The 24028-nt window shown below is 72.3% G+C and carries 20 protein-coding genes; 7 read left to right on the top strand and 13 right to left on the bottom strand.

The window, feature by feature from the left end; all coding sequences use genetic code 11:
• Positions 1-61: 61 nt before the first annotated feature.
• Positions 62-1219 (bottom strand): SLC13 family permease, encoded by a 1158-nt coding sequence (locus BV453_RS04195; RefSeq protein ID WP_249520968.1) that lies wholly within the window; start codon positions 1217-1219, stop codon positions 62-64.
• A gap of 281 nt (positions 1220-1500) precedes the next feature.
• Between BV453_RS04195 and BV453_RS04190 the strand changes: the two genes are divergently transcribed.
• The 6 genes from BV453_RS04190 to BV453_RS04165 are packed head-to-tail and all read left to right on the top strand — an operon-like array spanning position 1501 to position 9259.
• Positions 1501-1590: a potassium-transporting ATPase subunit F gene (locus BV453_RS04190; protein ID WP_036292752.1), complete on the top strand. Its 90-nt coding sequence runs from the start codon at positions 1501-1503 to the stop codon at positions 1588-1590.
• Complete coding sequence (gene kdpA / locus BV453_RS04185; protein ID WP_249520952.1) at positions 1590-3266, top strand: potassium-transporting ATPase subunit KdpA; 1677 nt, start codon at positions 1590-1592, stop codon at positions 3264-3266. Before BV453_RS04190 ends, kdpA begins: the two co-directional genes overlap by 1 nt.
• A gap of 2 nt (positions 3267-3268) precedes the next feature.
• Entirely contained in the window at positions 3269-5407 is a 2139-nt protein-coding gene (gene kdpB, locus BV453_RS04180; RefSeq protein ID WP_249520951.1) for a potassium-transporting ATPase subunit KdpB, read from the top strand.
• Positions 5408-5427: 20 nt separating this feature from the next.
• Positions 5428-6033: a potassium-transporting ATPase subunit KdpC gene (gene kdpC / locus BV453_RS04175; RefSeq protein ID WP_249520950.1), complete on the top strand. Its 606-nt coding sequence runs from the start codon at positions 5428-5430 to the stop codon at positions 6031-6033.
• Positions 6030-8591 (top strand): ATP-binding protein, encoded by a 2562-nt coding sequence (locus tag BV453_RS04170; protein ID WP_249520949.1) that lies wholly within the window; start codon positions 6030-6032, stop codon positions 8589-8591. The genes kdpC and BV453_RS04170 overlap by 4 nt, the downstream gene beginning before the upstream one ends.
• Positions 8588-9259 (top strand): response regulator, encoded by a 672-nt coding sequence (locus BV453_RS04165; RefSeq protein WP_308195677.1) that lies wholly within the window; start codon positions 8588-8590, stop codon positions 9257-9259. Before BV453_RS04170 ends, BV453_RS04165 begins: the two co-directional genes overlap by 4 nt.
• Here the strand turns inward: BV453_RS04165 and BV453_RS04160 are convergent.
• Both BV453_RS04160 and BV453_RS04155 read right to left on the bottom strand, forming a co-directional pair.
• Positions 9256-10071, bottom strand: a complete 816-nt coding sequence (locus tag BV453_RS04160; protein ID WP_249520948.1) for a tryptophan-rich sensory protein — start codon at positions 10069-10071, stop codon at positions 9256-9258. The genes BV453_RS04165 and BV453_RS04160 overlap by 4 nt on opposite strands.
• Positions 10072-10156: 85 nt before the next feature.
• The gene (locus BV453_RS04155) at positions 10157-10723 is read right to left on the bottom strand and encodes a TetR/AcrR family transcriptional regulator (RefSeq protein ID WP_102208639.1); all 567 of its coding nucleotides are present in this window, start codon (positions 10721-10723) and stop codon (positions 10157-10159) included.
• Positions 10724-10818: 95 nt separating this feature from the next.
• Here BV453_RS04155 and BV453_RS04150 point away from each other — a divergent pair, with 95 nt between their 5' ends.
• Complete coding sequence (locus tag BV453_RS04150) at positions 10819-11661, top strand: alpha/beta fold hydrolase (protein ID WP_249520947.1); 843 nt, start codon at positions 10819-10821, stop codon at positions 11659-11661.
• A gap of 69 nt (positions 11662-11730) precedes the next feature.
• On the opposite strand, the gene BV453_RS04145 is transcribed toward BV453_RS04150, so the two are convergent.
• The 10 genes from BV453_RS04145 to BV453_RS16555 form a co-directional block, all read right to left on the bottom strand.
• Entirely contained in the window at positions 11731-13809 is a 2079-nt protein-coding gene (locus tag BV453_RS04145) for an iron ABC transporter permease (RefSeq protein ID WP_249520946.1), read from the bottom strand.
• Positions 13806-14837, bottom strand: a complete 1032-nt coding sequence (locus BV453_RS04140; protein ID WP_085604670.1) for an iron-siderophore ABC transporter substrate-binding protein — start codon at positions 14835-14837, stop codon at positions 13806-13808. Before BV453_RS04140 ends, BV453_RS04145 begins: the two co-directional genes overlap by 4 nt.
• 24 nt (positions 14838-14861) lie before the next feature.
• Positions 14862-15701 carry an ABC transporter ATP-binding protein gene (locus BV453_RS04135; protein WP_249520945.1) on the bottom strand — a complete coding sequence of 280 codons (840 nt, stop codon included), beginning with the start codon at positions 15699-15701 and terminating at the stop codon, positions 14862-14864.
• A 1-nt stretch (position 15702) separates the two neighbouring features.
• Positions 15703-16656, bottom strand: coding sequence for a siderophore-interacting protein (locus BV453_RS04130; protein ID WP_249520944.1), 954 nt, complete (start codon positions 16654-16656; stop codon positions 15703-15705).
• On the bottom strand, positions 16646-17446 hold the full coding sequence (locus BV453_RS04125; RefSeq protein ID WP_085604661.1) for an ABC transporter ATP-binding protein: 801 nt from the start codon (positions 17444-17446) through the stop codon (positions 16646-16648). Before BV453_RS04125 ends, BV453_RS04130 begins: the two co-directional genes overlap by 11 nt.
• Positions 17443-18516 carry an iron chelate uptake ABC transporter family permease subunit gene (locus tag BV453_RS04120; RefSeq protein ID WP_025104025.1) on the bottom strand — a complete coding sequence of 358 codons (1074 nt, stop codon included), beginning with the start codon at positions 18514-18516 and terminating at the stop codon, positions 17443-17445. The genes BV453_RS04125 and BV453_RS04120 overlap by 4 nt, the downstream gene beginning before the upstream one ends.
• Entirely contained in the window at positions 18513-19556 is a 1044-nt protein-coding gene (locus BV453_RS04115; protein WP_249520943.1) for an iron ABC transporter permease, read from the bottom strand. The genes BV453_RS04120 and BV453_RS04115 overlap by 4 nt, the downstream gene beginning before the upstream one ends.
• Before the next feature lie 32 nt (positions 19557-19588).
• Positions 19589-20614, bottom strand: coding sequence for an iron-siderophore ABC transporter substrate-binding protein (locus tag BV453_RS04110; RefSeq protein ID WP_126894078.1), 1026 nt, complete (start codon positions 20612-20614; stop codon positions 19589-19591).
• A gap of 233 nt (positions 20615-20847) precedes the next feature.
• Positions 20848-21051, bottom strand: a complete 204-nt coding sequence (locus BV453_RS04105) for a cold-shock protein (RefSeq protein ID WP_025104028.1) — start codon at positions 21049-21051, stop codon at positions 20848-20850.
• Positions 21052-21124: 73 nt separating this feature from the next.
• Positions 21125-23992 carry a helix-turn-helix transcriptional regulator gene (locus tag BV453_RS16555; RefSeq protein WP_283398809.1) on the bottom strand — a complete coding sequence of 956 codons (2868 nt, stop codon included), beginning with the start codon at positions 23990-23992 and terminating at the stop codon, positions 21125-21127.
• Positions 23993-24028: the final 36 nt, after the last annotated feature.

Here is a 24028-nt window from a genome sequence, read left to right as displayed (position 1 = left end):
GAATCGCGCACTGTGCTCCATCTCGGCCGGATGTGCAGCACAGTGCGCGATTCGAAAGGGGTCAGGAGGCTGCCAGGGCCAGCGTGGCGAGGACTACGGTGGGCACCGCGGCGACGGCCCCCCAGAGCGCGAAGCGGCCCCAGCGGATCTCGACCCCGAGCGCCGTCACGCGATGGTGCCAGAGGAGTGTCGCGAGCGAGGCCCACGGCGTGATGAGCGGACCCAGGTTCACGCCGATCAGCAACGCCATCAGGGCGACCGGGTCCCCTGCGGCGGGTTCGAGCACGAGGTAGGCCGGGAGGTTGTTGATCGCGTTCGCACTCACAGCCCCGAGCGCCGCGAGCCGGAACAGGTCGCCGAGAGAGTCGCCGTTCGCGGTCGGTGACGTCAGGAAGTCGAGCAGCCCCTGCGCGTGCGCGGTCTCGACCAGGACGAACAACGACGCGGCGAGCGCGAGCGCCTGCCACGGGACGAGCGACAGTCGCAGAGCGTGGCGGCGGCGGACGGCGAACAGCGCGATCAACGCGAGAGCCGCGACCGTGGCGGGGATCCACACGTCGGGGGTCAGCGCGAGCAGCGGCATCAGCACGACGAGGATGCCGGTGGCGCTCCAGAACAGCGTCGGATCGGCGGGCCGCCGGGGCACGGGGGTCTCGTACGTGCCGAAGACCGTGCGTCGATGCAGGACGGTGAGGATCGCGACGGGCACCAGGATCCCCACGAGCGTGGGCGCCCAGCTCAGGGCGATGAACGCCCCGGGGCCTTCCCCCATCGCGGGCGCGGCGAGCAGGTTGGTGAGGTTCGAGACCGGCAGCGCGAGCGACGCGGTGTTGGCGAGCCAGACGGTGGCCAGGGCGAACGGCAGCGGGGAGACGCCGATGCTCTGCGCCAGCACGACCACGACAGGGGTGACGATCACGGCGGTCGTGTCGAGCGAGAGGAACACGGTGCTCACCACGGCGAGCACGACCACCAGCCCCCACAGCACGACCACGCGGCCGCGGCCCCACCGCGCGAGGCGCTGCGAGACGACGTCGAACACCGCCGCGTCGCGGGCGAGCTCGGCGACGATCGTGATCGCGACGACGAACCCCAGCACCGGCGCGATCCGCTCCCCGAGCGCACCGGCGTCCGTGGGCGGAAGGAACCCCGTGAGCACGCACCCGAGCGCGACCACCATGAGCCCGGCGACGATCCCCGTCCCCATCCCGATCCGCATCCGTCTGATTCCCACCTCGTGAGCATAGGGCCGGCGCCCCCTTTCGAATCGCGCACCTGGCTGCATCCGCCGCGGGTTGGGGACCAGGTGCGCGATTCGAAGGCCGTCTCCGTGAGCAACCCGCATGCATCCGGGGAACGGGGCGTAGGGGAAACGTGAGGATCGGCGGATGCGGCCGGGCGGCGCAGTTGGATCGAGGACGTGCTCGACATCATCTACCTCGCGCTGACCCTGGCGCTGTTCGCCCTCGTGTCCCTCATCGCCAAGGCGGTGGACCGCGCATGATCGTCTTCGAGATCCTCGCCGCGGTCCTCGCCGTCGCCGCGGTCGTCTACCTGGTCGTGGCGCTCGTCGCCCCGGAGCGCTTCTGATGGACGCGACGGTCCTGTACGGCGTCCTCCAGATCACGGCCGTCGTGGTCGTGCTCGTGCTCCTCTACCGCCCCCTCGGCGACTACATCGCGCACGTCTACACCTCCGGACGCGACCTGCGCATCGAGCGCGGGCTCTACCGGGTGATCGGCGTCGACCCCCGCTCCGAGCAGACCTGGCGCGCCTACGCCCGCAGCGTCCTGCTCTTCTCGCTCGTCGGCCTCCTGCTCGTCTACGGGCTGCAGCGGCTCCAGGCCTTCCTCCCCGCGTCGCTCGGCCTGCCCGCCGTGCCGGAGGGACTCGCGTTCAACACCGCCGCGTCCTTCGTCGCGAACACCAACTGGCAGTCGTACTCGCCCGAGCAGACCATGGGCTACACGGTGCAGCTCGCGGGCCTCACGGTGCAGAACTTCGTCTCCGCCGCCGTCGGCCTCACCATCGCCATCGCCCTGATCCGCGGTCTCGCGCGCCGTGGCTCCGCGACGATCGGCAACTTCTGGGTCGACCTCACCCGCGGTCTGGGGCGACTGCTGCTCCCGCTCGCCCTGATCGGCGCGGTGGCCCTGCTCGCGGGCGGCGTGATCCAGAACGTGAACGGCTTCACCGACGTCGCCACGGTCTCCGGCGGCACGCAGACGATCCCCGGCGGTCCGGTCGCGTCGCAGGAGGCCATCAAGCTGCTCGGCACCAACGGCGGCGGCTTCTTCAACGCCAACTCCGCCCATCCTTTCGAGAACCCGACCGGATGGACGAACCTCCTCGAGGTGCTGCTGATCCTGGTGATCCCGTTCGCCCTCCCCCGCACGTTCGGCCGACTGGTCGGCGACCACCGGCAGGGGTACGCGATCGTCGCGGTCATGGGCACCCTGTTCCTTGCCTCGCTCGCCGCGCTGTCGGCCCTGGAGCTGGCGGGACGCGGCGCCGCGCCCGAACTCGCCGGGGCTGCGATGGAGGGCAAGGAGCAGCGCTTCGGCATCCTCGGCTCGACCCTCTTCGGCAGCGCGAGCACCCTCACCTCGACCGGGGCCGTGAACTCGATGCACGATTCGTACACCGCGCTCGGCGGCATGATGCCGCTGCTGAACATGATGCTCGGCGAGGTCGCTCCGGGCGGCGTCGGCTCCGGTCTGTACGGAATGCTCGTGCTGGCGATCGTCGCGGTCTTCGTCGGCGGGCTGCTCGTCGGCCGCACCCCGGAGTGGCTCGGGAAGCGCGTCGGCCCGCGGGAGATGACCCTCGCGAGCCTCTACATCCTCGTGGTCCCCGTGCTCGTCCTCGGCGGCACGGCCCTGAGCTTCGCGATCCCCGGCATCCGCGAGGACGTGGAGTCCACGAGCATCCTCAACCCGGGCGTGCACGGCATGAGCGAGGTGCTCTACGCGTTCACCTCCGCCGCGAACAACAACGGCTCCGCGTTCGCCGGGCTCACGGCGAACACCCCGTGGTTCAACACCGCCCTGGGCGTCGCGATGCTGCTCGGGCGCTTCCTCCCGATCGTGCTCGTGCTGGCCCTCGCGGGATCGTTCGCCGCGCAGGAGCGGGTGCCGGCCACGACCGGCACGCTCCCCACCCACCGGCCGCAGTTCGCCGGCCTGCTCCTCACCGTGACCGTCGTCGTGACGGCCCTCACCTACTTCCCCGTGCTCGCACTGGGACCGCTCGCCGAAGGACTCTGACCATGACCCTCCTGACCACCCCTCCCGAACAGCAGGGCGCCCCCGCCGTCTCGGCCCGCCCGCCGCGCTCCTTCGGCGGGGCCCAGCTCGCTCAGGCGCTCCCCGGCGCGCTCCGGAAGCTCAACCCCGCGACGCTCGTGCGCAACCCCGTGATGCTCCTCGTCTGGGTCGGCGCCGCGTTCACGACCGTCCTCGCGATCGCGGAGCCCTTCCTCGGCGGACCCGCCTCCTCCGGCGGCACCCCCGTCCCGGCCGCGTTCACGTGGGGCATCGCGATCTGGCTCTGGCTGACCGTGTTCTTCGCGAACGTCGCGGAGTCGGTCGCCGAGGGGCGGGGCAAGGCCCAGGCCGCGAGCCTGCGGAACACCCGCACGCAGACGATGGCGCGACGGGTGGTGGGCCCTTCGACAAGCTCAGGGACCCAGGAGCGCGAGACGGAGACGGTGTCGTCGGCGGAGCTGCAGCGCGACGACCTCGTGATCGTCTCCGCGGGCGAGCTGATCCCGGGCGACGGCGACATCGTCGCGGGCATCGCCACCGTGGACGAGTCGGCCATCACCGGCGAGAGCGCCCCCGTGGTCCGCGAGTCCGGCGGCGACCGCAGTGCCGTCACCGGCGGCACCCGGGTGCTGTCGGATCAGATCGTCGTGCGTATCACGTCAAAGCCCGGCGAGACGTTCGTCGACCGCATGATCGCGCTCGTCGAGGGGGCGAGCCGGCAGCGCACCCCGAACGAGATCGCCCTGAACATCCTCCTCGCGAGCCTGTCGATCGTGTTCGTCGTCGTCGTCCTCGCACTGAATCCGATCGCCTCGTACGCGGCGTCACCGGTGAGCATCCCGGTCCTCATCGCCCTGCTCGTCTGCCTCATCCCGACCACGATCGGCGCGCTCCTCTCCGCCATCGGCATCGCGGGCATGGACCGACTCGTGCAGCGCAACGTCCTGGCGATGTCGGGGCGGGCGGTGGAGGCCGCGGGCGACGTCACCACGCTGCTCCTCGACAAGACCGGCACCATCACCCACGGCAACCGCCGCGCCCACGCTGTGCTGCCGCTCACCGGAGTGGACGCCGCGGAGCTGCTGCATACCGCCGCCCTGTCCTCCCTCGCCGATCCGACGCCGGAGGGCGCATCGATCGTCGAACTCGCCGCCGCCCGCGGGATCCGGGTCGAGGCCCCGGCGGACGCCGTCGTCGTCCCGTTCACGGCGCAGACGCGCATGAGCGGTCTCGACCTCGCCGACGGCACGCAGATCCGCAAGGGCGCCGCCTCGGCCGTGGCGGCCTGGCTGGGGCAGACCCCCGATGACGAGCTCACGACCCTCACCGACGACATCGCCTCGGGTGGCGGCACGCCCCTCGTCGTCGCGGTGCAGGGCCCTTCGGCAGGCTCAGGGACCCATCGGATCCTCGGGGTCGTGCACCTCAAGGACATCGTCAAGGACGGCCTCCGAGAGCGGTTCGACGAGCTGCGCAGCATGGGCATCCGCACGGTCATGATCACCGGAGACAATCCCCTCACCGCGAAGGCGATCGCGGCCGAGGCCGGCGTCGACGACTACCTCGCCGAGGCCACCCCGGAGGACAAGCTCGACCTCATCCGGCGCGAGCAGGAGGGCGGGCGCCTCGTCGCGATGACCGGGGACGGCACGAACGACGCCCCCGCGCTCGCCCAGGCCGACGTCGGCGTCGCGATGAACACGGGCACCTCGGCGGCCAAGGAGGCCGGCAACATGGTCGACCTCGACTCCGACCCGACCAAGCTCATCGACATCGTCCGCATCGGGAAGCAGCTGCTCATCACCCGCGGCGCGCTGACGACGTTCTCGCTCGCGAACGACATCGCGAAGTACTTCGCCATCATCCCGGCGATGTTCATGGGCGTGTTCCCCGGACTCGCGGCGCTGAACATCATGCAGCTGCACTCGCCGGCCTCGGCGGTCACGAGCGCGATCATCTTCAACGCCATCGTGATCGTGTTCCTCATCCCGCTCGCGCTGCGCGGCGTGACCTACCGGCCGGCGAGCGCCTCGCAGATCCTGCAGCGGAACCTGCTCGTCTACGGCCTCGGCGGCGCCATCGCCCCGTTCGTGGGCATCAAGCTCATCGACCTCCTCGTCAGCCTCCTCCCCGGCTTCTGACCGGGCTCGAAAGGAACGCCATGTCGTCCACCACCCGCACCACGGTGCGCACCGCCGGTGTCGCCGTCCGCGCGATGCTCGTCCTCACCCTCGTCCTCGGCGTCGGGTACACGCTGCTCGTCACCGGCATCGGCCAGCTCCTCCTCCCCGCGCAGGCGAACGGCTCGATGCTTCCCGGCGACCGGGGCAGCGCGCTCATCGGCCAGTCCTTCACGGATGCCGACGGCGAGGCCCTGCCGGAGTACTTCCAGTCCCGCCCCTCGGCGGCGGGCGACGGATACGACGGAGCAGCGTCGAGCGGCAGCAACCTCGGGCCGGAGAATGCCGACCTCGTCGCCGCCATCGCCGAACGGAAGGCCGAGATCGCCGCCAGGGAGGGGGTCGATCCGTCCACGGTGCCCGCGGATGCCGTGACCGCGTCCGGCTCCGGTCTCGACCCGCACATCAGCGTCGCGTACGCCCTGCTGCAGGTGGCGCGGGTGGCGGCCGCCCGCGACCTGCCGGAGGACGAGGTCCGGGCGCTGGTGGAGTCTAGGATTCAAGGGCGGGACCTGGGGTTCCTCGGCGAGGAGCGCATCAACGTCGCGGAGCTGAATCTCGCACTCGACGACCGGGAGGGTGCATGAGCGCAGAGCGGCCGCCGCGCCCCGCGACGGACCGGAACCGCCGCGGACGACTGCGCGTCCTCCTCGGCGCCGCGCCGGGGGTCGGGAAGACCTTCGAGATGCTCGCCGAGGGCCGGAGGCTCCGCGACGAGGGCCGCGACGTGGTCATCGCGATCGTCGAGACCCATGGCCGTGCGGCCACGGCCGCCCTGACCTCCGGGCTGCCCGAGGTGCCGCGACGGGAGGACGCCCACCGCGGGGTGGTCCTCTCCGAGCTCGACCTCGACGCGGTGCTCGCCCTCGGCCCGGAGATCGCGCTCGTGGACGAGTTCGCGCACACGAACGCTCCCGGCTCGCGCAACCCCAAGCGCTGGCAGGACGTCGAGGAGCTGCTGGACGCGGGGATCGACGTCGTCACCACCGTGAACGTGCAGCACATCGAGTCGCTGAACGCGGTCGTGGAGAAGATCACCGGTATCGCCCAGCGCGAGACCATCCCGGACGCGGTCGTCCGCGCCGCCGACGAGATCGAGGTCGTCGACCTGGCGCCGCAGACGCTCCGCGACCGCCTCGCCGCGGGCCTCGTCTACCCCGCGGAGCGCATCGATGCCGCGCTCTCGCACTACTTCCGCCTCGGCAACCTCACCGCCCTGCGGGAGCTCGCCCTGCTGTGGCTCGCCGACGAGGTCGACAGCGCGCTCCGCAGCTACCGCGCCGAACAGGGCATCGCCGGAGCGTGGCAGGCACGCGAGCGCGTGGTCGTCGCCCTCACCGGCGGCCCGGAGGGCGAGACGCTGCTGCGCCGCGGGGCCCGCATCGCCGCCCGGTCCGCCGGCGGGGAGCTGCTCGCCGTGCACGTGACCGCCCAGGACGGGCTGCGCGACGAGACCCCCGGCGCCCTCGCCGCGCAGCGCTCCCTCGTCGAGTCGCTCGGCGGGACCTACCATCAGGTGGTCGGCGACGACATCCCCGCGACGCTCGTCGAGTTCGCCCAGGGCGCCGACGCGACGCAGCTCGTGATCGGCGTGAGCCGCCGCGGCCGCCTCGCCGCCGCGCTCACCGGACCGGGGATCGGCGCCGAGGTCATCCGCCGCTCGGGCGACATCGACGTGCACATCGTGACCCATGCCGCGGCGGGCGGCCGGCTCGCCCTCCCCCGCATCACCGGCGGTGCGCTCGGCTGGCGGCGTCAGGCGCTGGGCTTCGGCGTGGCCCTGGTGTTCGGTCCGCTGCTCTCCTGGCTGATGTTCACGGTCCGCAGCCCGGAGTCGATCACCGCCGAGGTGCTCGCCTACCAGCTCCTCGTCGTGGTGGTCGCCCTCATCGGCGGCATCCGCCCCGCCGTGTTCGCCGCTGTGCTCTCCGGCATCACCCTCGACTTCCTCTTCGTCGCCCCGCTGTTCACGATCACGATCGCGCACCCGTTGCACGTGCTCGCGCTCACCCTCTACGTCATCATCGCGATCCTCGTGAGCCTCATCGTCGACCAGGCCGCCCGCCGGGCCAGGACCGCGCAGCGGGCGACCGCCGAGGCGGAGCTCCTCGCGGCCGTCGCCGGGAACGTGCTCCGCGGCGACAACGCCGTGCTCGCTCTCGTCAGCCGCACCCGGGAGGCGTTCGGTCTGAGCGGCGTGCGGCTGCTCACCCCGTCCGGGGACGTGCTGGCGAGCGACGGCGAGCCCGTGCCGGACGGCCGTGCCACGACCATCCCGGTCGGGGTCGCGTCCGGTGGGGGCCCGCGGGCCGTGCTGGAGCTCAACGGCGAGCCGATCGCCGGTCCGGAGCGCCGTCTGCTCGACGCGATCGTCGCCCAGCTCGCCGCCGCCATCGAGCACACCGACCTGCGAGCCACGGCGCGGGAGGCGGAGGCCCTCGCCGAGACCGATCAGGTGCGCAGCGCCCTGCTCTCCGCCGTCAGTCACGATCTCCGGCGGCCGCTCGCCTCGGCCGTTGCGGCGATCGGCGGGCTCCGGGGCGCGCACGGCCTGTCCGCCGAGGACCGCGCGGAGCTGCTGGAGACCGCGGACGAGAGTCTCGCGAGCCTCTCCACCCTCGTCACCGACCTCCTCGACGTGAGCCGGGTGGAGGCGGGGGTGCTCGCGGTCTCGGCGCAGCGGATCGACGCAGCCGGCCCCGTGCTCGCCGCGGTGGACGAGCTCGGCCTCGGCCCCGCCGACGTCGAGCTCGCGCTCGATCCCGACCTCCCGCCGCTGCACGCCGACCCGGTGCTGCTCCAGCGCGTGCTCGTGAACGTGCTCGCCAACGCCCACCGGCACGCGCCGGCGGGCAGCCGTGTGCTCGTGTCGAGCAGCCGGCTGGGCGATCGGGCGGAGATCCGGATCGTCGACCGCGGCGAGGGGATCGCCCCCGAGCGGCGCGATGCGATCTTCCAGCCGTTCCAGCGCTTCGGCGACACCGACAACACGACCGGGCTGGGGCTCGGGCTCGCCCTCTCCCGCGGATTCACCGAGGGCATGGGCGGTAGCCTGACACCGGAGGACACCCCCGGGGGCGGACTCACCATGGTCATCTCCCTGCCGCTCGCCGCAGGGACCGCCGACACGGAGGGCACGGAGTGAAGCTCCTCATCGCCGACGACGACCCCCAGATGGTGCGGGCGCTGCGGATCACCCTCGCGGCCCACGGCTACGAGGTCGTCGTGGCCGCCGACGGCGCCGCCGCGATCGCCGCCGCGGCGCAGACTCACCCCGACCTCATCATGCTCGACCTCGGCATGCCCCGGCTCGACGGCATCGAGGTGATCCAGGCCCTCCGCGGCTGGACGAGCGTGCCCATCATCGTCGTGTCGGGGCGGACGGGCTCGGCCGACAAGGTCGAGGCGCTGGATGCCGGGGCGGACGACTTCGTCACGAAGCCCTTCCAGGTGGACGAGCTGCTGGCCCGGCTCCGGGCGCTCTCCCGCCGCGCGGTCGCCGCGAACGGGGAGTCCGTGGTCGCGTTCGGGGATGTCGTCGTCGACCTCGCGACGAAGACCGTGACCCGTGCCGGCACCCGTGTGCACCTCACGCCGACCGAGTGGCGGATGCTGGAGCACCTCGCGCGGCACCCGGGCGCGCTGGTGACCCGGCAGGACCTCCTCAAGGAGATCTGGGGCAGCGCGCAGGTGTCCGACTCCGGCTACCTCCGGCTGTACATGTCGCAGCTCCGCAAGAAGCTGGAGCAGGAGCCCTCGGTGCCCGTGCACCTGCTGACCGAATCGGGGATGGGCTACCGACTGGTGCTCTAGCGGCCGAGCGGCGCGCGGTCGTGCGTGCCGGCGCGGCGCCGCCGGCGGAGGACGGCCACGACGCCGACGACGACGAGCAGGACGGCGACGATGATCGCGGTGACGGCGGTGGGCGTGCTCTCCGGCTCGCCCGTGAGACGCCCGATCGCGAGCCAGCTCAGCCCCCAGGCCGTTGCCAGCGCCGGGGCGAGGCGGCCGGTGAACCAGGCCGATGCCGCGCCGATCACCAGCACGACGACGAGCACGGCGACGGCCCAGGCGTCAGGGGCATCCACCCCGATCTCCGGGACGGTCTGCGTGAGCCAGGCGGCGGTGTTGGCGACCGTCGCGATCGTGACCCAGCCGAAGTGCAGGCCGTTCGCCCCGTCGGTGAGGAGGCGGTCGGCGAGGGAGCGGGCGGGGAACCGGCCGAGGAGCACGATGATGCGCGCGAGCGTCGCGAGCAGCAGCGCGATCACGAGCACGGTGAGCCACAGCGTCAGGTACCGCGCGGTCATCAGCCAGAGGCCGTTGAGGACCATCGAGAGGGCGATCCAGCCGCCGACCGCCTGCTGACGCTCGTCCTGGCGCTGGGCGGGGAGGGCCTGCCACACGGTGCAGGCGAGGAGTCCCACGTAGATGAGCGACCAGATCGAGAAGGCCGGCCCGGCCGGGGCGAGGTACGAGCCCTGCGCCGAGAGCGCCCCGTTCTGGAGCTCGTCGACGGAGTCCCCGCCGAATGCTCCGGCGCCGATGGCCGCGGCGATCAGCATGAACACGGCGGCGGCGATCACGAGGCTCTGGCGGGCGATGCCCTTCGTCGAGGTCTCCATGCCCGCACCCTACGCGGGGCGGGCGCGGAAGGCAGTGGCCTTGACAGGACCTCGCGGTTTCGCTAACCAAGTTAGCGAATGGGCATCAGGCCGGGGCGAGGGCGGCGTCGATCAGGACCTCGGCGGCGCGGCGTGCGTGCACGGCGGCCTCCGGGTCGGCGCCGATGGCCGCGGTGCTCTGCGCGCCCTCCGCGAGGAGAGAGAGCTGGGCGGCCAGACCCGCCGGGGCACCGGTGGCCGCGACGAGCTCCGCCATGTACTGCTGGAACGAGGCCTTGTGCGCGCGGACGATCGCGGCGACCTCGGGACTCGTCCCCCCGAGCTCGCCGAACGCGTTGATGAAGGCGCAGCCCCGGAACCCGTCGCTGCAGAACCAGTCCTCCAGGTAGCCGTAGACCGCGAGGAGGCGGGCGCGCGGGTCGTCGCCGCTCTGCGCCACGGCCGCCGTGAGCCCCTGCTCCCACTCGGCGTGCTTCCGGGTGAGCACCGCCGCGACGATGTCGGTCTTCGCCGGGAACAGCGAGTACACGCGCCGCAGCGACACCCCGGCGGCAGCCCGCAGCTCGTCCATGCCGACCGCCGCGTAGCCCTTGCGGTAGTACAGCTCCTCCGCGGCGGAGAGGATGCGTTCGCGGGCCTCGTCTTCGGTCATGTCCAGAAGTCTACTTGACACGAGAACGAACGTTCTCTAGATTGATCACATCAGGCGAGAACGATCGTTCTCACCGGCACCGAAAGGAACACATCATGGGTTACGTCACCGTCGGCACCGAGAACACCACCCCGATCGAGCTCTACTACGAAGACCAGGGCAGCGGCCAGCCCGTCGTCCTGATCCACGGCTATCCGCTCAACGGCCACAGCTGGGAGCGCCAGACCCGCGAGCTCCTCGCCCAGGGGTACCGCGTCATCACCTACGACCGCCGCGGCTTCGGGCAGTCCTCCAAGGTCGGCTCCGGCTACGACTACGACACCTTCGCCGCCGACCTGAACACGGTGCTCGAGACCCTCGACCTCCGCGACGTCGTGCTCGTCGGGTTCTCCATGGGCACCGGGGAGCTCGCCCGCTACGTCGGCCGCTACGGCCACGAGCGCGTCGCGAAGCTCGCCTTCCTCGCGTCGCTCGAGCCCTTCCTCGTGCAGCGCGACGACAACCCGGAAGGCGTGCCGCAGGAGGTCTTCGACGGGATCGAGGCCGCCGCCAAGGGCGACCGCTACGCCTGGTTCACCCAGTTCTACACGGACTTCTACAACCTCGACGAGAACCTCGGCACGCGCATCAGCCAGCAGGTCGTCGACGCGAACTGGAACCTCTCCGTCACCAGCGCCCCGGTCGCCGCGTACGCCGTGGTCCCGACCTGGATCGAGGACTTCCGCGACGACGTGAAGGCCGTGGCCGCCGCCGGCAAGCCCACCCTGATCCTGCACGGCACGAAGGACAACATCCTGCCGATCGACGCGACCGCCCGCCGCTTCCGCCAGGCCGTCCCTGAGGCCGAGTACGTCGAGGTCGAGGGCGCCCCGCACGGCCTCCTCTGGACCCACGCCGACGAGGTCAACGCCGCGCTGACGCAGTTCCTGGCCCGGTAACCCCGTTCGAATCGCCTGAATGGCCCCATTTCCTCCGGGAATGGGGCCATTTGCGCGATTCGAAGCGGGTCAGCGGGAGCGCCAGAGCAGCCAGACGAAGTACGGGGCGCCGATCAGCGCGACCACCAGGCCCGCCGGAAGCTGCGCGGGGGCGATCACCGTCCGGCCGATGGTGTCCGCGATGCCGACGAGCAGCCCGCCGAGGAGCACCGCCGTCGGGATCACCCGCGAGTGCCGTGCGCCCACCAGTGCCCGCGCGGCATGCGGCGCCACCAGCCCCACGAAGCCGATGACCCCGATCGCCGTCACGCTCAGCGCCGCCAGGACGGCCGCCACCAGCAGCAGCGTCAACCGGACGGGCTCCAGCCGGATGCCGACCAGTCGCGGGGTGTCCTCATCGAGCGACAGCACGTCGAGCTCTCGGCGACTCATCACCACGAACGGCACCGCGATCACGAGGACGATCGCCAGCGGGACGACCTGCTCCCACACCCGCCCGTAGGTCGTGCCGGAGAGCCAGGTGTAGATCTTCGGGGTGTCCCACGGGTTCGACCGCAGCAGGAGGAAGGTCGTGAGGGAGACCGTGAAGTACGAGACCCCGATGCCGATCAGCAGGAACCGGTCCGCGTTCAGACCTCCCCGCCACGACAGCAGGTAGACGAGGGCGAAGGCGAGCAGCGAGCCCGTGACGGCTCCCGCGATCATCCCGCCCGTCGACGACGTGATGCTCGTGATCACCAGCACCGCGCCGAGCCCGCCGCCGCCGGTGACGCCGAGGATGCCCGGGTCGGCGAGCGGGTTGCGGCTCACCCCCTGGATCACGGCGCCGGAGAGCGCGAGCGCGGCGCCGGCGACCACGGCGGCCACGATCCGCGGCGCGCGCTCGTCGAGGGCGAAGGCGATGGGCGCGGGAGCCTGGCCCTGCAGCCACAGCGCGATGTCGCCGGTGAGCAGCCAGGTGTGCCCGGCGAGCAGTCCGAGCAGCAGCACCCCGACCACGCCGAGGGCGACGAGGGCGAGGGTGATCCGGAAGCGCAGGCGGCTGCGGACGCCGAAGCGCACCCGCGGAGGCTCGCGCGTGGGACCGGCGTCGCGGAGGCGTCGGGCCATGAGCACGAGCACGATCGCGCCGAGCAGCGTCGTCGCGACGCCGGTCGGGATGAGGATCGCGGCCTCCGCGCCGATCACCGCGCGCAGGAGGGCGTCGGAGAGGATGACGACGAGGGCGCCGAGGAGCCCCGACGCGGGGATCAGCAGCACATGGCGGTTCAGGCTCGGCACCACCCGCGTCAGCAGCCGCGCGAGCACCGGCGCGCACAGCCCCACGAATCCCATCGGCCCGGCGAGCGTCACCGCGACCGCCGTGAGGGTGACCGCGAGGAGGATCCCGATGGTCCTCGTCGACCGGATCGGCACGCCGAGCGACGAGGCCGTGTCGTCCCCCAGGGTGAGGATGTCGAGGCGCCGCGCGAGCAGGAGCGCGAGCACCGTGACGACCACGACGACCGGCGCCGCCCGGAGGAACGCGGTGAGTCCGAGCTGCGACAGGCTCCCGCTCCCCCAGGCGAGCAGTCCCTTGGTCTCCTCATCGAACAGGATGAGCAGCGTCGAGGTCGCGGCCTGGAAGGCGAGCGCCAGCGCGGTGCCGGCGAGGATGATGCGGGTCGTGGACGACCCCGCCCCGCCGGCGAGCCCGAGCACGATGCCCGCGGCGACGATGCCACCCGCGAACGCCACCGCCCCGGAGGCCCACACCGGCACGGCGATCCCGAATGCGGCGAGCGCCGTGACGGCGAGATAGGCCCCGGCGGTCACGCCCAGCGTGTCCGGCGACGCAAGGGCATTGCGGGCGAGGGACTGCAGCAGGATGCCGGCGACCCCGAGGGCCACGCCCACCGCGACACCGGCGGCGAGCCGCGGCACCCGCGAGCCCCAGAGGACGTCGGTGTCGGCGAACACCGCGCCGCTCGTGCCCTGGGTGAGGTGCCAGCAGGCGACCGCGACCAGCACGACGGCGAGAGCGACGAGCACACCGACGCCCGTCCACACCGCGGGCTTCCGACCCTCCTCCCCGACGGGGACGGCGGACGCCGGGGCGCCGGGCTCCGCGGTCGCCGTCGTGTCGTCGAGGCGGAGGGTCTCCGTCACTTCGAGAGCACCTCGAGGTAGCCGTCGATGATCTGCGCGGTCGAGCGCGGGCCGCCGAAGGTCCAGATGCCGGCCGGGAACGCGGTCAGGCGGTCCTCCGCCACCGCGGGGAGCGAGGTCCAGGCGGGGTTGTCCGCGAGGGCGTCGACGAAGCTCTCGGAGTCCGGGTCCGCGGTGCCGGTGTAGAACAGGTTCGCGCCGCCGACCGTCGTCATGCCCTCGACATCGGTCTGTCCGAGGCCGTACACGGGGTCGACCTCGCCGGTCCAGGCGTTCGTCAGCCCGAGCTCCTCGCCCACCTCGCCGACGAGCGAGCCCTGGCCGAACGGACGCAGCGCCACGTTGCCGCCGTCGACCCAGCCGTCGAAGAACACGAAGTCGGTCGTGGCGAGGTCGCGGTCGGCGAGCTCGGCCTTCGCGGTGTCGAGGTGGTCCTGGAACTCCTCGGTGACGACGTCGGCCCGCTCCTCGCGGCCGGTGACCTGCGCGATGAGGTCGAAGGTGTTCAGCATCTTGGCGATCGGGTCCTTCGCATCGGCGCCGATCGTCGCGAGCACGGGCACGTCGTAAGCCTCGAGCTGCGCGACGATGGGGTCGTCCGCGGCGTTGACCTCGACGATCACGAGGTCGGGATCGGTGCCGAACAGCGTCTCCAGGTTCGGCTCCTGACGGGTGCCCACGTCCACGACGCCTTCCGGCAGCTCCTCCGCCGTGACCCAGGTGCTGTACCCCTCGGCGTCGGCCACCGCGACCGGCGTCACGCACAGCGACAGGGCGTCCTCAATCTGCTGCCACTCGAGCACCGCGATCCGCTCGGCCGGCTTGTCGAGCTCCACCGTGCGGCCGAGATCGTCGGTGACGGAGACCGCCCCGGTCGAGGTGCTCGTGGTGTCGTCCGTGCAGCCCGCGCTCGTCGAGGTCGGGGCGTCGGACCCCTCGGCGGACGGCGTCTGCGTGGTGCCGCAGCCGGCGAGCGCGAGGGTGAGGGCGCCGCCGAGGGCGAGCACGGCGAGGGGGGTCTTCTTCATCGGTGGTTCCTTCAGGGGTCGGGATCAGGAGGCGGAGGGGGCGCGGAGGCGACCGTGGTGGCGGCCGCGCGGACGCACCCGCACCAGGCCGGTCTCCTCGTCGAGGGCGGTGTCGATGCGCAGTCCGTACACGTGCGACAGGTTCTCGCCGGTGAGCACCGCGGCGGGAGCCCCCGCCGCGTGGACCCGGCCGCGGTGCATCAGCACGACGTCGTCGGCGACCGAGGCGGCGTGGTCGAGGTCGTGCAGCACGACGCCGAGCGCGGTGCCGTGGTCGTCGGCGAGCTCCCGCACCAGATCGAGGGTCTCCACCTGGTAGCGCAGGTCGAGGTGGTTGGTCGGCTCGTCGAGCAGCAGCACCCCGGTGTCCTGGGCGAGTGCGGTCGCCAGCCAGACGCGCTGCAGCTCGCCGCCGGAGAGCTGGTCGACCGGACGGGCGGCCATCGCGGACAGGCCGGTGAGGGCGAGGGCGCGCGCCACGGCGGCACGGTCGGCGTCGCTCACGCCGGAGAACCGCCCGCGGTGCGGATGGCGGCCGTAGGCGACCACGTCGGCGACCTCGATCCCGGAGGGGTGCGGCCGGGACTGCGACAGCATCGCGACGGTCTTCGCGAACTCCTTGGCGGAGAGGGTGGCGGCGTCGCGCGACTCCGCGCCGCCGACGCTCACGGTCCCCGCCTCGATGCGGTGCAGCCGCGCGAGCGCGCGGAGGACGGTCGACTTGCCGCTGCCGTTCGGTCCGATCAGCGCGGTCACCCGGCCCGGCGCGAGGCGCAGGGAGACGTCGTGCACGACCCGGGTGCGGCCGTAGCCGAGGACGAGGGATTCCCCCGCGAGGCTGTGGCGATCGATGGCGTCGGTCATCTCAGCCCCGCATCGCGACGCCGCGGCGCCAGTAGCCCATGAACGCGACCTGCGCGCGGTCGATCCCGAGGTCCTTCACGAGGTGCCGACGCAGCGTCGTCACGACACCGCTCTCGCCCGCGATCCAGAAGTAGCGGCCGGCCGCGTCGTCGGGCGCGATCTCCTCTCCCAGGCTCGAGTACTCCGGGGTCTCCCAGAGGAGGTCCTCCCCCTCGATGTCGGTGACGCGGATCTCGTCCCCGGCATCGTCGTCGCCCAGGTGCTCGAGCACCGCGGGGATGAGGCGGAACCCGTGCGGCTCGCCGGCGTCGCGCGGCAGCCAGTGCACGTCCACCCCCGCCGGAACGTCGATCGCGAGGACGTCCGCGGGCGACGGCACCTCGATGAACGCCGTGCCGCGGAGGTCGCGCGGGGCGTCCTCCAGGATGCGGGCGATGGCGGGGGCCGCGGTCTCATCCCCGACGAGGACCACCGAGGTCGCCGCCCCCGGGGCGTACTCCGCGCCGCCGTGCGCGACGACGCCCCGACGCGGGCCGACCAGCCACAGCTCCTGGCCCACCGCGGCCGTGCTCGCCCACCGAGAGGCCGGACCGGTGAGCCCCGGCTCCAGGTGCAGCACGAAGTCGATGTCGACCTCGGTGCGGCCGTCGTCGTCGACCCGCAGCTCGCGCACGGAGTAGGTGCGCATCGAGCCGCGCTCCTCCTCCGGGACGGACAGGTACGAGCCCCACCAGTCGTACGTCGACCGGTCGATCTCCGCGAGAACGCCGGACGCGGGCGGGAAGACGAGCTTGACCCGGCTGTCGTACACCTCCCCTGGCGTGCCCAGCTCGCTGAGCTCCTCGCCGCCGAGCGTCACCCGCACGAACGACGGGGAGACGCGGGAGACGGCGCGCACCTCGGCGCGGGTGAGGATGTAGGTCGGGCGCTCGGTCGTGGTGGATTCAGCGGACATGATGCCTTCCGATGGGGGTGACCATCGGCTTGCCGGAGACCGGGTCGATGGTGATCTGGTTGGGGAGGCCGAAGACCTCCTGCACGAGCTCGGCGGTGACGACGTCTTGCGGGGCGCCGATCGCGTGCACGCGGCCGTTCTTCATGGCGACCAGCTCGTCGGCGTAGCGCGCGGCGAGGTTGAGGTCGTGCAGCACCATGACGATCGTGGTGCCGCGGGCCACGCTGAGGTCGGTGAGCAGGTCGAGCACCTCGACCTGGTGGGCGACGTCGAGGAAGGTCGTCGGCTCGTCCAGCAGCAGGATGTCGGTCTCCTGCGCGAGGGCCATCGCGATCCAGACCCGCTGCCGCTGACCGCCGGAGAGCTCGTCCACGCTGCGGTCGGCGAGGTCGCTGATGCCGGTCGCGTCCAGGGCGTCGGCGACGACCTCGTAGTCGTGCGCACTCCACCGCGACAGGGCCCGCTGGTGGGGGTGACGCCCGCGACCGACGAGGTCGGCGACGGCGATGCCCTCGGGGGCCACGGGCGACTGGGGCAGGAGGCCGAGGATGCGCGCGACCTCCTTCGTGGGCCGGGCATGGATCGACTTCCCGTCGAGCACGACCTCCCCGTCCCCCGGGGACAGCAGCCGGGCGAGGGCGCGCAGCAGCGTCGATTTGCCGCAGCCGTTCGCGCCGACGATCGTGGTGATCTTCCCCGGCGCGATCTGCAGGTCGAGGCCCTCGACGACGGTGCGGTCGCCGTACGAGAGGGTGACCCCCTCGGCGGACAGGCGGTGGGCGGCGGTCACAGCGAGCCTCCGGTGCGGTTGGTGCGGATGAGCAGATAGATGAGGTACGGCGCGCCGACGACGCCGGTGACCACGCCGACCGGGTAGCGCGCGCCGAGCGCGAACTGGGCGATGAGGTCGCCGCCGAGCACGAGCACCGCCCCGACGAGGCCGCTGGGCAGCAGCAGCGTGGCGCCGGGACCGGTGAGCCGCGCGGCGATGGGTCCGGCCATGAACGCGACGAACGCGATCGGCCCGGTGGCGGCGGTCGCGAAGGCGAGGAGGGCCACGGCGCCGAGGATGAAGACGAGGCGCGTGGCGGTGACCCGCACGCCGAGCCCCGCGGCGGAGTCGTCGCCGAGCTGGAGCGTGCCCAGCGCCCGCCCCTGCGAGAGCAGCAGCGGCACGAGGATCGCGGCGGCGATCGCCATCGGCAGCACCCGCTCCCAGGACGCGTTGTTGAGGCTGCCGGTGAGCCACTGCATCGCGGTCTGGATGTCCCAGTTCGCGGCCCGGGACAGCAGGTAGGAGATGACGCTCTGCAGCATCGCCGCGACGCCGATCCCGATGAGGATGAGGCGGGTGCCCGCGAAGCCGCCCTTGATGGCGAGGAGGTAGATCGCCAGCGCCGTCACGAGGGCGCCGACGAGCGCGAGGAGCGAGACGGCAGGGCCGTTGAGCGAGAGCACGACGATGCCGAACACCGCGGCGGCGCCGGCGCCGTTCGAGATGCCGATGATGTCCGGCGAGGCGAGCGGGTTGCGCAGCATGGTCTGGAAGGTGACGCCCGCCATGCCGAACGCGAGGCCCGTGAGGATCGCGAGGACGGCCCGCGGCAGGCGCAGGTCGCCCACGGTGAACGACGCACCGGGCACCGTCTCGCCGAGGATCACGCGGATGACCTCGTCGAGCGGGTAGAACGTGTTGCCGACCATGAGCGCCACGACGAACAGCACGATCACGACGACCCCGAGGGCGAGCGTGACCACGGCATGACGGCGGTGACGTGCCCGGCGGCCGGCGATGATGCGCGCGGTGCGGGCGGCGGCGGACTCGTCGCCGCGGACGAGGGTGTGCTCGGTCGTGCTCACAGCTCCCGCACCTTCTGTCGGCGGACGATCCAGATGAAGAACGGCGCCCCGATGATCGCGGTGATGATGCCGACCTGGATCTCCTCGGACGACGGCGAGATCACGCGGCCGACGATGTCGCTCGCGGTGAGCAGCGCCGCGCCGGCGAGGGCCGAGAAGGGCAGCAGCCAGCGGTGGTCGGTACCGACGAGCATCCGGCACATGTGCGGGACGATGAGCCCGACGAACCCGATCGGTCCCGCGATGGCCGTCGCCGCGCCGGCGAGGATGACCGCGCCGAGGGCCGACAGCATCCGGGTGCGCAGCACGTGCTCGCCGAGGCCCTTGGCCATGTCGTCGCCGAGCGCGAGGGAGTTCATGCCCCGGGCGCACAGGAAGCAGATGAGGGCGCCGACCGCGAGGACGGGCGCGGTGATCGCGATCCGGGGCCACTCCGCCCCGCCGACGCCGCCGATCTGCCACGACTGGAACGTCTGCAGCAGGTCGACCCGCGGCAGCATGACCGCGCTGATGAGCGAGGCGAACGCGGCGGAGGTCGCCGCCCCCGCGAGGGCCAGCTTGAGCGGGGTGGCTCCGCCGCGACCGAGGGAGCCGACGGTGTACACGAAGACGGCGGCGGCCGCGGCGCCGACGATCGCGAAGGCCATCTGCCCGTAGGGGTTGCTGAGTCCGAAGAACGCGATGCCGAGGACGACCGCGAAGGAGGCGCCGTTCGAGACCCCCAGGATGCCGGGGTCGGCCACGGGGTTGCGCGTGACGGCCTGCATGGTCGCCCCGGCGAGGGCGAGGGCTGCCCCCACGAGGAGCGCGAGCACCGTGCGGGGGATGCGCTTGACGACCGCGGCCTGGGCGATCGTATCGGTCTGGCCGGAGAGCGCCGCGACGATGTCGTCGAGGGTGACCGCGCGCACTCCGAACGACACCGAGAGCACGACGAGCACGAGGATCACTCCGACCCCGGCGAGCAGCCAGAGGGTGCGCACCACCGTCGGACGCCGCAGGGTGGCGGCGTCCGACGCGAGGACGGGTGCTGAGATCACGACGACTCTCCGCTGGGGGGCGGACGCGGAGCTTACTTCGCGAGCGGCGCGGCGAGGATGGCCAGGTAGTCCTCGAGACCCCACGGGATCGACAGCGCCGACGGGTTCGCCGATGCGGCGATGGGCGTGGCGTCCGGGAGGATCGCGACGCGGCCCTCCGCGATGGCGGGGATCTTCGACAGCAGCGGGTCGGCCTGCAGCGTGGCCAGGGTGGAGTCGTCGCCGTAGGTCACCAGCACGTCCACGTCGTCGAACTTCTGCGCCTCCTCGGCGCTCACCTGCAGGTAGAACTGGTCGCTGTCCGCGTTCTCCTCGACGATCGCGGGGAGCGGCAGGCCGAGGTCGTGCAGGTACCCGGGGCGCGTGTCGGCCGCGGTGTAGTAGCCGATCTGGCTGAGGTCGCTCGGGTCGAAGTAGGCGAAGAGCACCTTCTTGCCCTCGAGTGCACTGTTGGCCGCGAGGGCGGCGTCGGCGTCGGCGTGCAGGTCCTCGATCAGGGCCTCGCCCTCGGCCTCGAGCCCTAGGGCCTTGGCGTTCATCTCGACCATGTCGTCGACGGAGGTGCCCCACGCGACGTCAGGGTAGGCGACGACCGGGGCGATCTTGGAGAGCGTGTCGTACTCCTCCTGCGTGAGGCCGGAGTAGGCGGCGAGGATCACGTCGGGAGCGGTGTCGGCCACGGCCTCGTAGTCGATGCCGTCGGTCTCGTCGAAGAGCACCGGGGTCTCGCCGCCGAGCTCGTCGAGCTTCTCCTCGACCCAGGGGAGGATGCCGTTGTCGTCGTCGTCGCCCCAGGTGGCCTTGCTCATGCCGACCGGGACGATGCCGAGGGCCAGCGGCACCTCGTGGTTCGCCCACGCGATCGTCGCCACGCGCTCGGGCTTCTCGTCGATGGTCGTCTCGCCGTAGACGTGCTCGATGGTGACGGGGAACGCGTCGTCGGAGGCCGGGTTGCCGCCGGTGGTCGCGGTCGACTCCGGCGCGGAGGACGAGCAGGCGGACAGCGTCACGGCGAGCGCGGCGGCCGCGCCGAGGGCGAGGAGTCGAGAGGTGCGCACAGGCGTTCCCTTCGGGATGGGAGATGGGGTGTCGACGCGAGAGCGTCCGGCCTTTGGTAAGCCTCGCCTAATCTAACACGGAGGTTAGGGCGCCCTCACTCCCGTTTCGAATCGCTCACCTTGTCCCATCCGGCGCCCGGATGCCGCAAAGTGGGCGATTCGAAAGTGCCGGGGCAGCGAAAAGCCGGCCGGACCCGTACGGATCCGGCCGGCTTCAGGAAGTCAGCGCACGCTCAGAGAGCGCGGATGTTCGCCGCCTGCATGCCCTTGGGGCCACGCTCAGCGTCGAATTCGACCTTCTGGTTCTCGCGGAGCTCCTTGAAACCGGAGCCGGCGATAGCCGAGTAGTGGGCGAAGAGGTCTTCGGTGCCGTCATCGGGAGCGATGAAGCCGAAGCCCTTCTCTGCGTTGAACCATTTCACAGTGCCAGTGGCCATGTGTTTTCTACTTTCTGTTGACCGGCCGCTCACGCGGCCTGCATCATGCCGATGATCCGACATGCATGCTCGGTCACGCTACCACGGCGGACTGACGGGACTCCCCCTCTTCGGCCGTGCGATGGGCGAGCGCCGCCTCGGTGCGCGTGCTCACGCCGAGCTTCCGCAGCACCGCCGAGACGTGGACACTGACGGTCTTCACGCTGATGAACAGGCGCTCCCCGATCTGGCGGTTGCTCAGCCCCTCCGCGATGAGGGCGAGCACCTGCCGCTCCCTGGCCGTCAGCTGCTCCGCGTCGGCGGCCTCGCGGGGCCCGGTCGGACGCAGCCCTGCCGCCTCGCCGAACCCCGCCAAAGCCTTCTGCAGCGGCACATGGCCGAGCCCCTCGGCGATCGCCGTCGCCGCCGTCAGCACGGCAGCGGCCTCGGCGCGCTCTCCGTCGGCGACGTGCAGCCGGGCTCGCTCGAGCCGCAGCACCACACGGAAGGTGACCGGCACGTCGTCGCCGTCCGCGCACCGCAGCGCCTCGTCGACCGCGGCCGGACTCGGGTCGAGCAGGGCGTGCAGCACCGTCGACCACGCGTCGTCCTGCAGCTCCGGCGGCTGCGCCTCCCAGGCCGTCCGCACGGCCGCGACCGCCGCATCGACGTCGGCGCCGCCTGCACGCAGCGCCGTCACGAGGGCGCCCGCCTCCAGGAGCAGCCGCCGCTGATGCAGCAACGCCGGCCGGTCGTCCTCCAGCATCTCCCCGATCACGTCGAGCGCTCCGCGGAGGTCTCCCTGACTCTCGGCGACGGCGACCTGCATCGTGATCCGGTCGTACCAGATCTGCCGCTCCGAGACTCCGGTCTCCTCGAACGCCGGCAGCCACTCCTGCAGGGTCTCCGCGGCCTCCGCGGCCCGGCCCCGCCAGGCGAGCACCCGCACCCTGGTCATGCTCACGTACATCCGGAACACCCGCAGCGTGCCCTGCAGGAAGTCCCGGGCCAGCATGTCCTCGACCTGGTCGATCTCGCCGAGCTCGAGCAACGGCACGATCATGTTCTGCGCCATGATCGAACCCGAGGTGCGCTCGACGCGGAGCTCACGAGCCCGGCGCAGACCCTCCTCGGCGACGGCGACGGCCTCCCGGTAGCGGCCCAGCAGCGTCAGCAGGTCGGAGTAGTTGACGCGGTAGCGCATCTCGGCCGTCGATCCGGCGGCGAGGTCGCGCGCACGCTCGTACTCGCGCACCCCCTCCGCGACCCGGCCGAGATGGGCCAGCGACCCGCCGCGGACGTTCGCGGCGATCGAGAGCTGATCCGTCGTCGCGGCGCCCGCGGCCCGACGCTCCGCCTCGTCGGCGAGCCGGATCGCCTCCTCGCGATCGCCCGCGATCATGCGACGGCTCGCCAGCTGGTTCAGCAGCTCCGCGCGGAACGCCTCGTCGTCGACGCGCTCCGCGAGCGCGAGCGCCTCCTGGAGGAGCGGGATGGCCCCGAGGCGCCCGAGATTGACGAGATACAGCGCCTTGTTGCGGAGCAGGCGCGCGTGCAGCCGCGGGTCGACCGTCGCCGGGTCGACCTCGCTCAGCGCGACATTGGCGACCGCCAGCGCCCGCTCGCCGTCACCGGCGTTGCGGAGGACCGACCCGAGCACGTGGAGGAGGTCGAGACGTGCGAATCCCGTCGCCTGCTCCGCGTCCGGCACGAGTGGCCAGAGTTCGAGGACGAGCTCCCCGAACCGCGCCGCACTGGCGAAGGCGTACTGGGCCTTGGCCTGCCGCATGGCGTCGGCGGCGGACGCGATGGCGCGACGATCGTCCTGCGCGAGCTGCCAGTGGTGGGCCAGGGCCGCCGCGTCGCCGCCGCCGTCCTCGTCCAGCACCTCGGCGTAGGCGCGGTGCAGACGCGCGCGCTCTCCGGGCAGCAGATCGTCGTGCACGGCTTCGCGCAGCAGGGCGTGCCGGAACCGGTAGTCGTCTTCGCCGACGACGATGATGCCGCTGCGCACGGCTTCGCGGACGGCGTCGTCGACCCGATCCTCCGGAAGCTCGACGAGACGCAGCAGCAGCGGATCCGTGAGCGGCCGCTCGGCGCCGGACAGGACCTGCACCACGCGGCGCGCATCGTCTCCGAGGCGGTCGAACCGGGCGAGCAGGAGGTCGCGCAGGCTCTCCGGCAGGGGCCCCTGGGCGCACCCGGCGATCTCCTCCACGAAGAAGGGGACGCCCTCCGCCCTGACCTGCAGCCGCTCCAGCGCCGTCGCGGTCGGCGCGCGTCCCGTGATCTGCGCGACGAGCTCGCCGACGGCATGGTCGTCGAGACGCGGTACCGTCATCCGTTCGAGCAGTCGCGCCCGCGTGGCCTCGCCGATGAACCGGCTCACCGCGTCGCCTCGGCGCACGTCGTCGGTGCGGCAGGTGATGAGCAGCAGCAGGCGGCCGCGGTCGAGCGTGCGCAGGAGGAAGGAGAGGATCGCGAGGGTCGAGTCGTCGGCCCAGTGCAGGTCTTCGACGACGATGACCTGCGGCGCCAGCTCCGTGGCGGCCTCGATGAGGGAGGCGATCGCGTCGCGCAGGCGTTCGGGACTGGTGCGGTCGCGGGCGGCGGGGGCGTCGACGAGCTCGGGCAGCAGCATGCCGAGCGCCTCGACGCCCACGCCGACCGCCTCACGCACGCGCTCGGCTCCCAGCCGCTCCACGAGCGAGCGGAGGATGCCCGCGAGGGGCCCGAACGGCGCACGCGAGGCGCCGAGGTCGAGGCACCAGCCGACGTGCACGTCTGCCGCGCTCGCGATCTCGGTGCCGAACTCCCGCACCAGCCGGGTCTTGCCGATCCCGGCCTCGCCCTCGACGAGCAGCGCGGCGGGCACGCCCTGGCGTACGCCGTCGAACAGGCGGCGCATCCCGGCGATCTCGGCGTCACGCCCGACCATCGCGGCGGAGGGGGCTGGGGCCATGGACCCATCGTGCCACTCCCCCCGGACATCCGGAGA

It is taken from the genome of Microbacterium sp. ER1, from assembly GCF_023383675.1.
Taxonomy (GTDB): Bacteria; Actinomycetota; Actinomycetes; order Actinomycetales; family Microbacteriaceae; genus Microbacterium.
Note: the sequence above shows the minus strand (reverse complement) of the source record. Positions and strands in the feature narration are given on the sequence as shown.

Excerpts from the sequence above, each read along its gene's own strand:
- BV453_RS04195 (WP_249520968.1), bottom strand. The coding sequence starts at position 1,219 with ATGCGGATCGGGATGGGGACGGGGATCGTCGCCGGGCTCATGGTGGTC.
- BV453_RS04190 (WP_036292752.1), top strand. The coding sequence starts at position 1,501 with ATGATCGTCTTCGAGATCCTCGCCGCGGTCCTCGCCGTCGCCGCGGTC.
- kdpA (WP_249520952.1), top strand. The coding sequence starts at position 1,590 with ATGGACGCGACGGTCCTGTACGGCGTCCTCCAGATCACGGCCGTCGTG.
- kdpB (WP_249520951.1), top strand. The coding sequence starts at position 3,269 with ATGACCCTCCTGACCACCCCTCCCGAACAGCAGGGCGCCCCCGCCGTC.
- kdpC (WP_249520950.1), top strand. The coding sequence starts at position 5,428 with ATGTCGTCCACCACCCGCACCACGGTGCGCACCGCCGGTGTCGCCGTC.
- BV453_RS04170 (WP_249520949.1), top strand. The coding sequence starts at position 6,030 with ATGAGCGCAGAGCGGCCGCCGCGCCCCGCGACGGACCGGAACCGCCGC.
- BV453_RS04160 (WP_249520948.1), bottom strand. The coding sequence starts at position 10,071 with ATGGAGACCTCGACGAAGGGCATCGCCCGCCAGAGCCTCGTGATCGCC.
- BV453_RS04155 (WP_102208639.1), bottom strand. The coding sequence starts at position 10,723 with ATGACCGAAGACGAGGCCCGCGAACGCATCCTCTCCGCCGCGGAGGAG.
- BV453_RS04150 (WP_249520947.1), top strand. The coding sequence starts at position 10,819 with ATGGGTTACGTCACCGTCGGCACCGAGAACACCACCCCGATCGAGCTC.
- BV453_RS04140 (WP_085604670.1), bottom strand. The coding sequence starts at position 14,837 with ATGAAGAAGACCCCCCTCGCCGTGCTCGCCCTCGGCGGCGCCCTCACC.
- BV453_RS04135 (WP_249520945.1), bottom strand. The coding sequence starts at position 15,701 with ATGACCGACGCCATCGATCGCCACAGCCTCGCGGGGGAATCCCTCGTC.
- BV453_RS04130 (WP_249520944.1), bottom strand. The coding sequence starts at position 16,656 with ATGTCCGCTGAATCCACCACGACCGAGCGCCCGACCTACATCCTCACC.
- BV453_RS04105 (WP_025104028.1), bottom strand. The coding sequence starts at position 21,051 with ATGGCCACTGGCACTGTGAAATGGTTCAACGCAGAGAAGGGCTTCGGC.
- BV453_RS16555 (WP_283398809.1), bottom strand. The coding sequence starts at position 23,992 with ATGGCCCCAGCCCCCTCCGCCGCGATGGTCGGGCGTGACGCCGAGATC.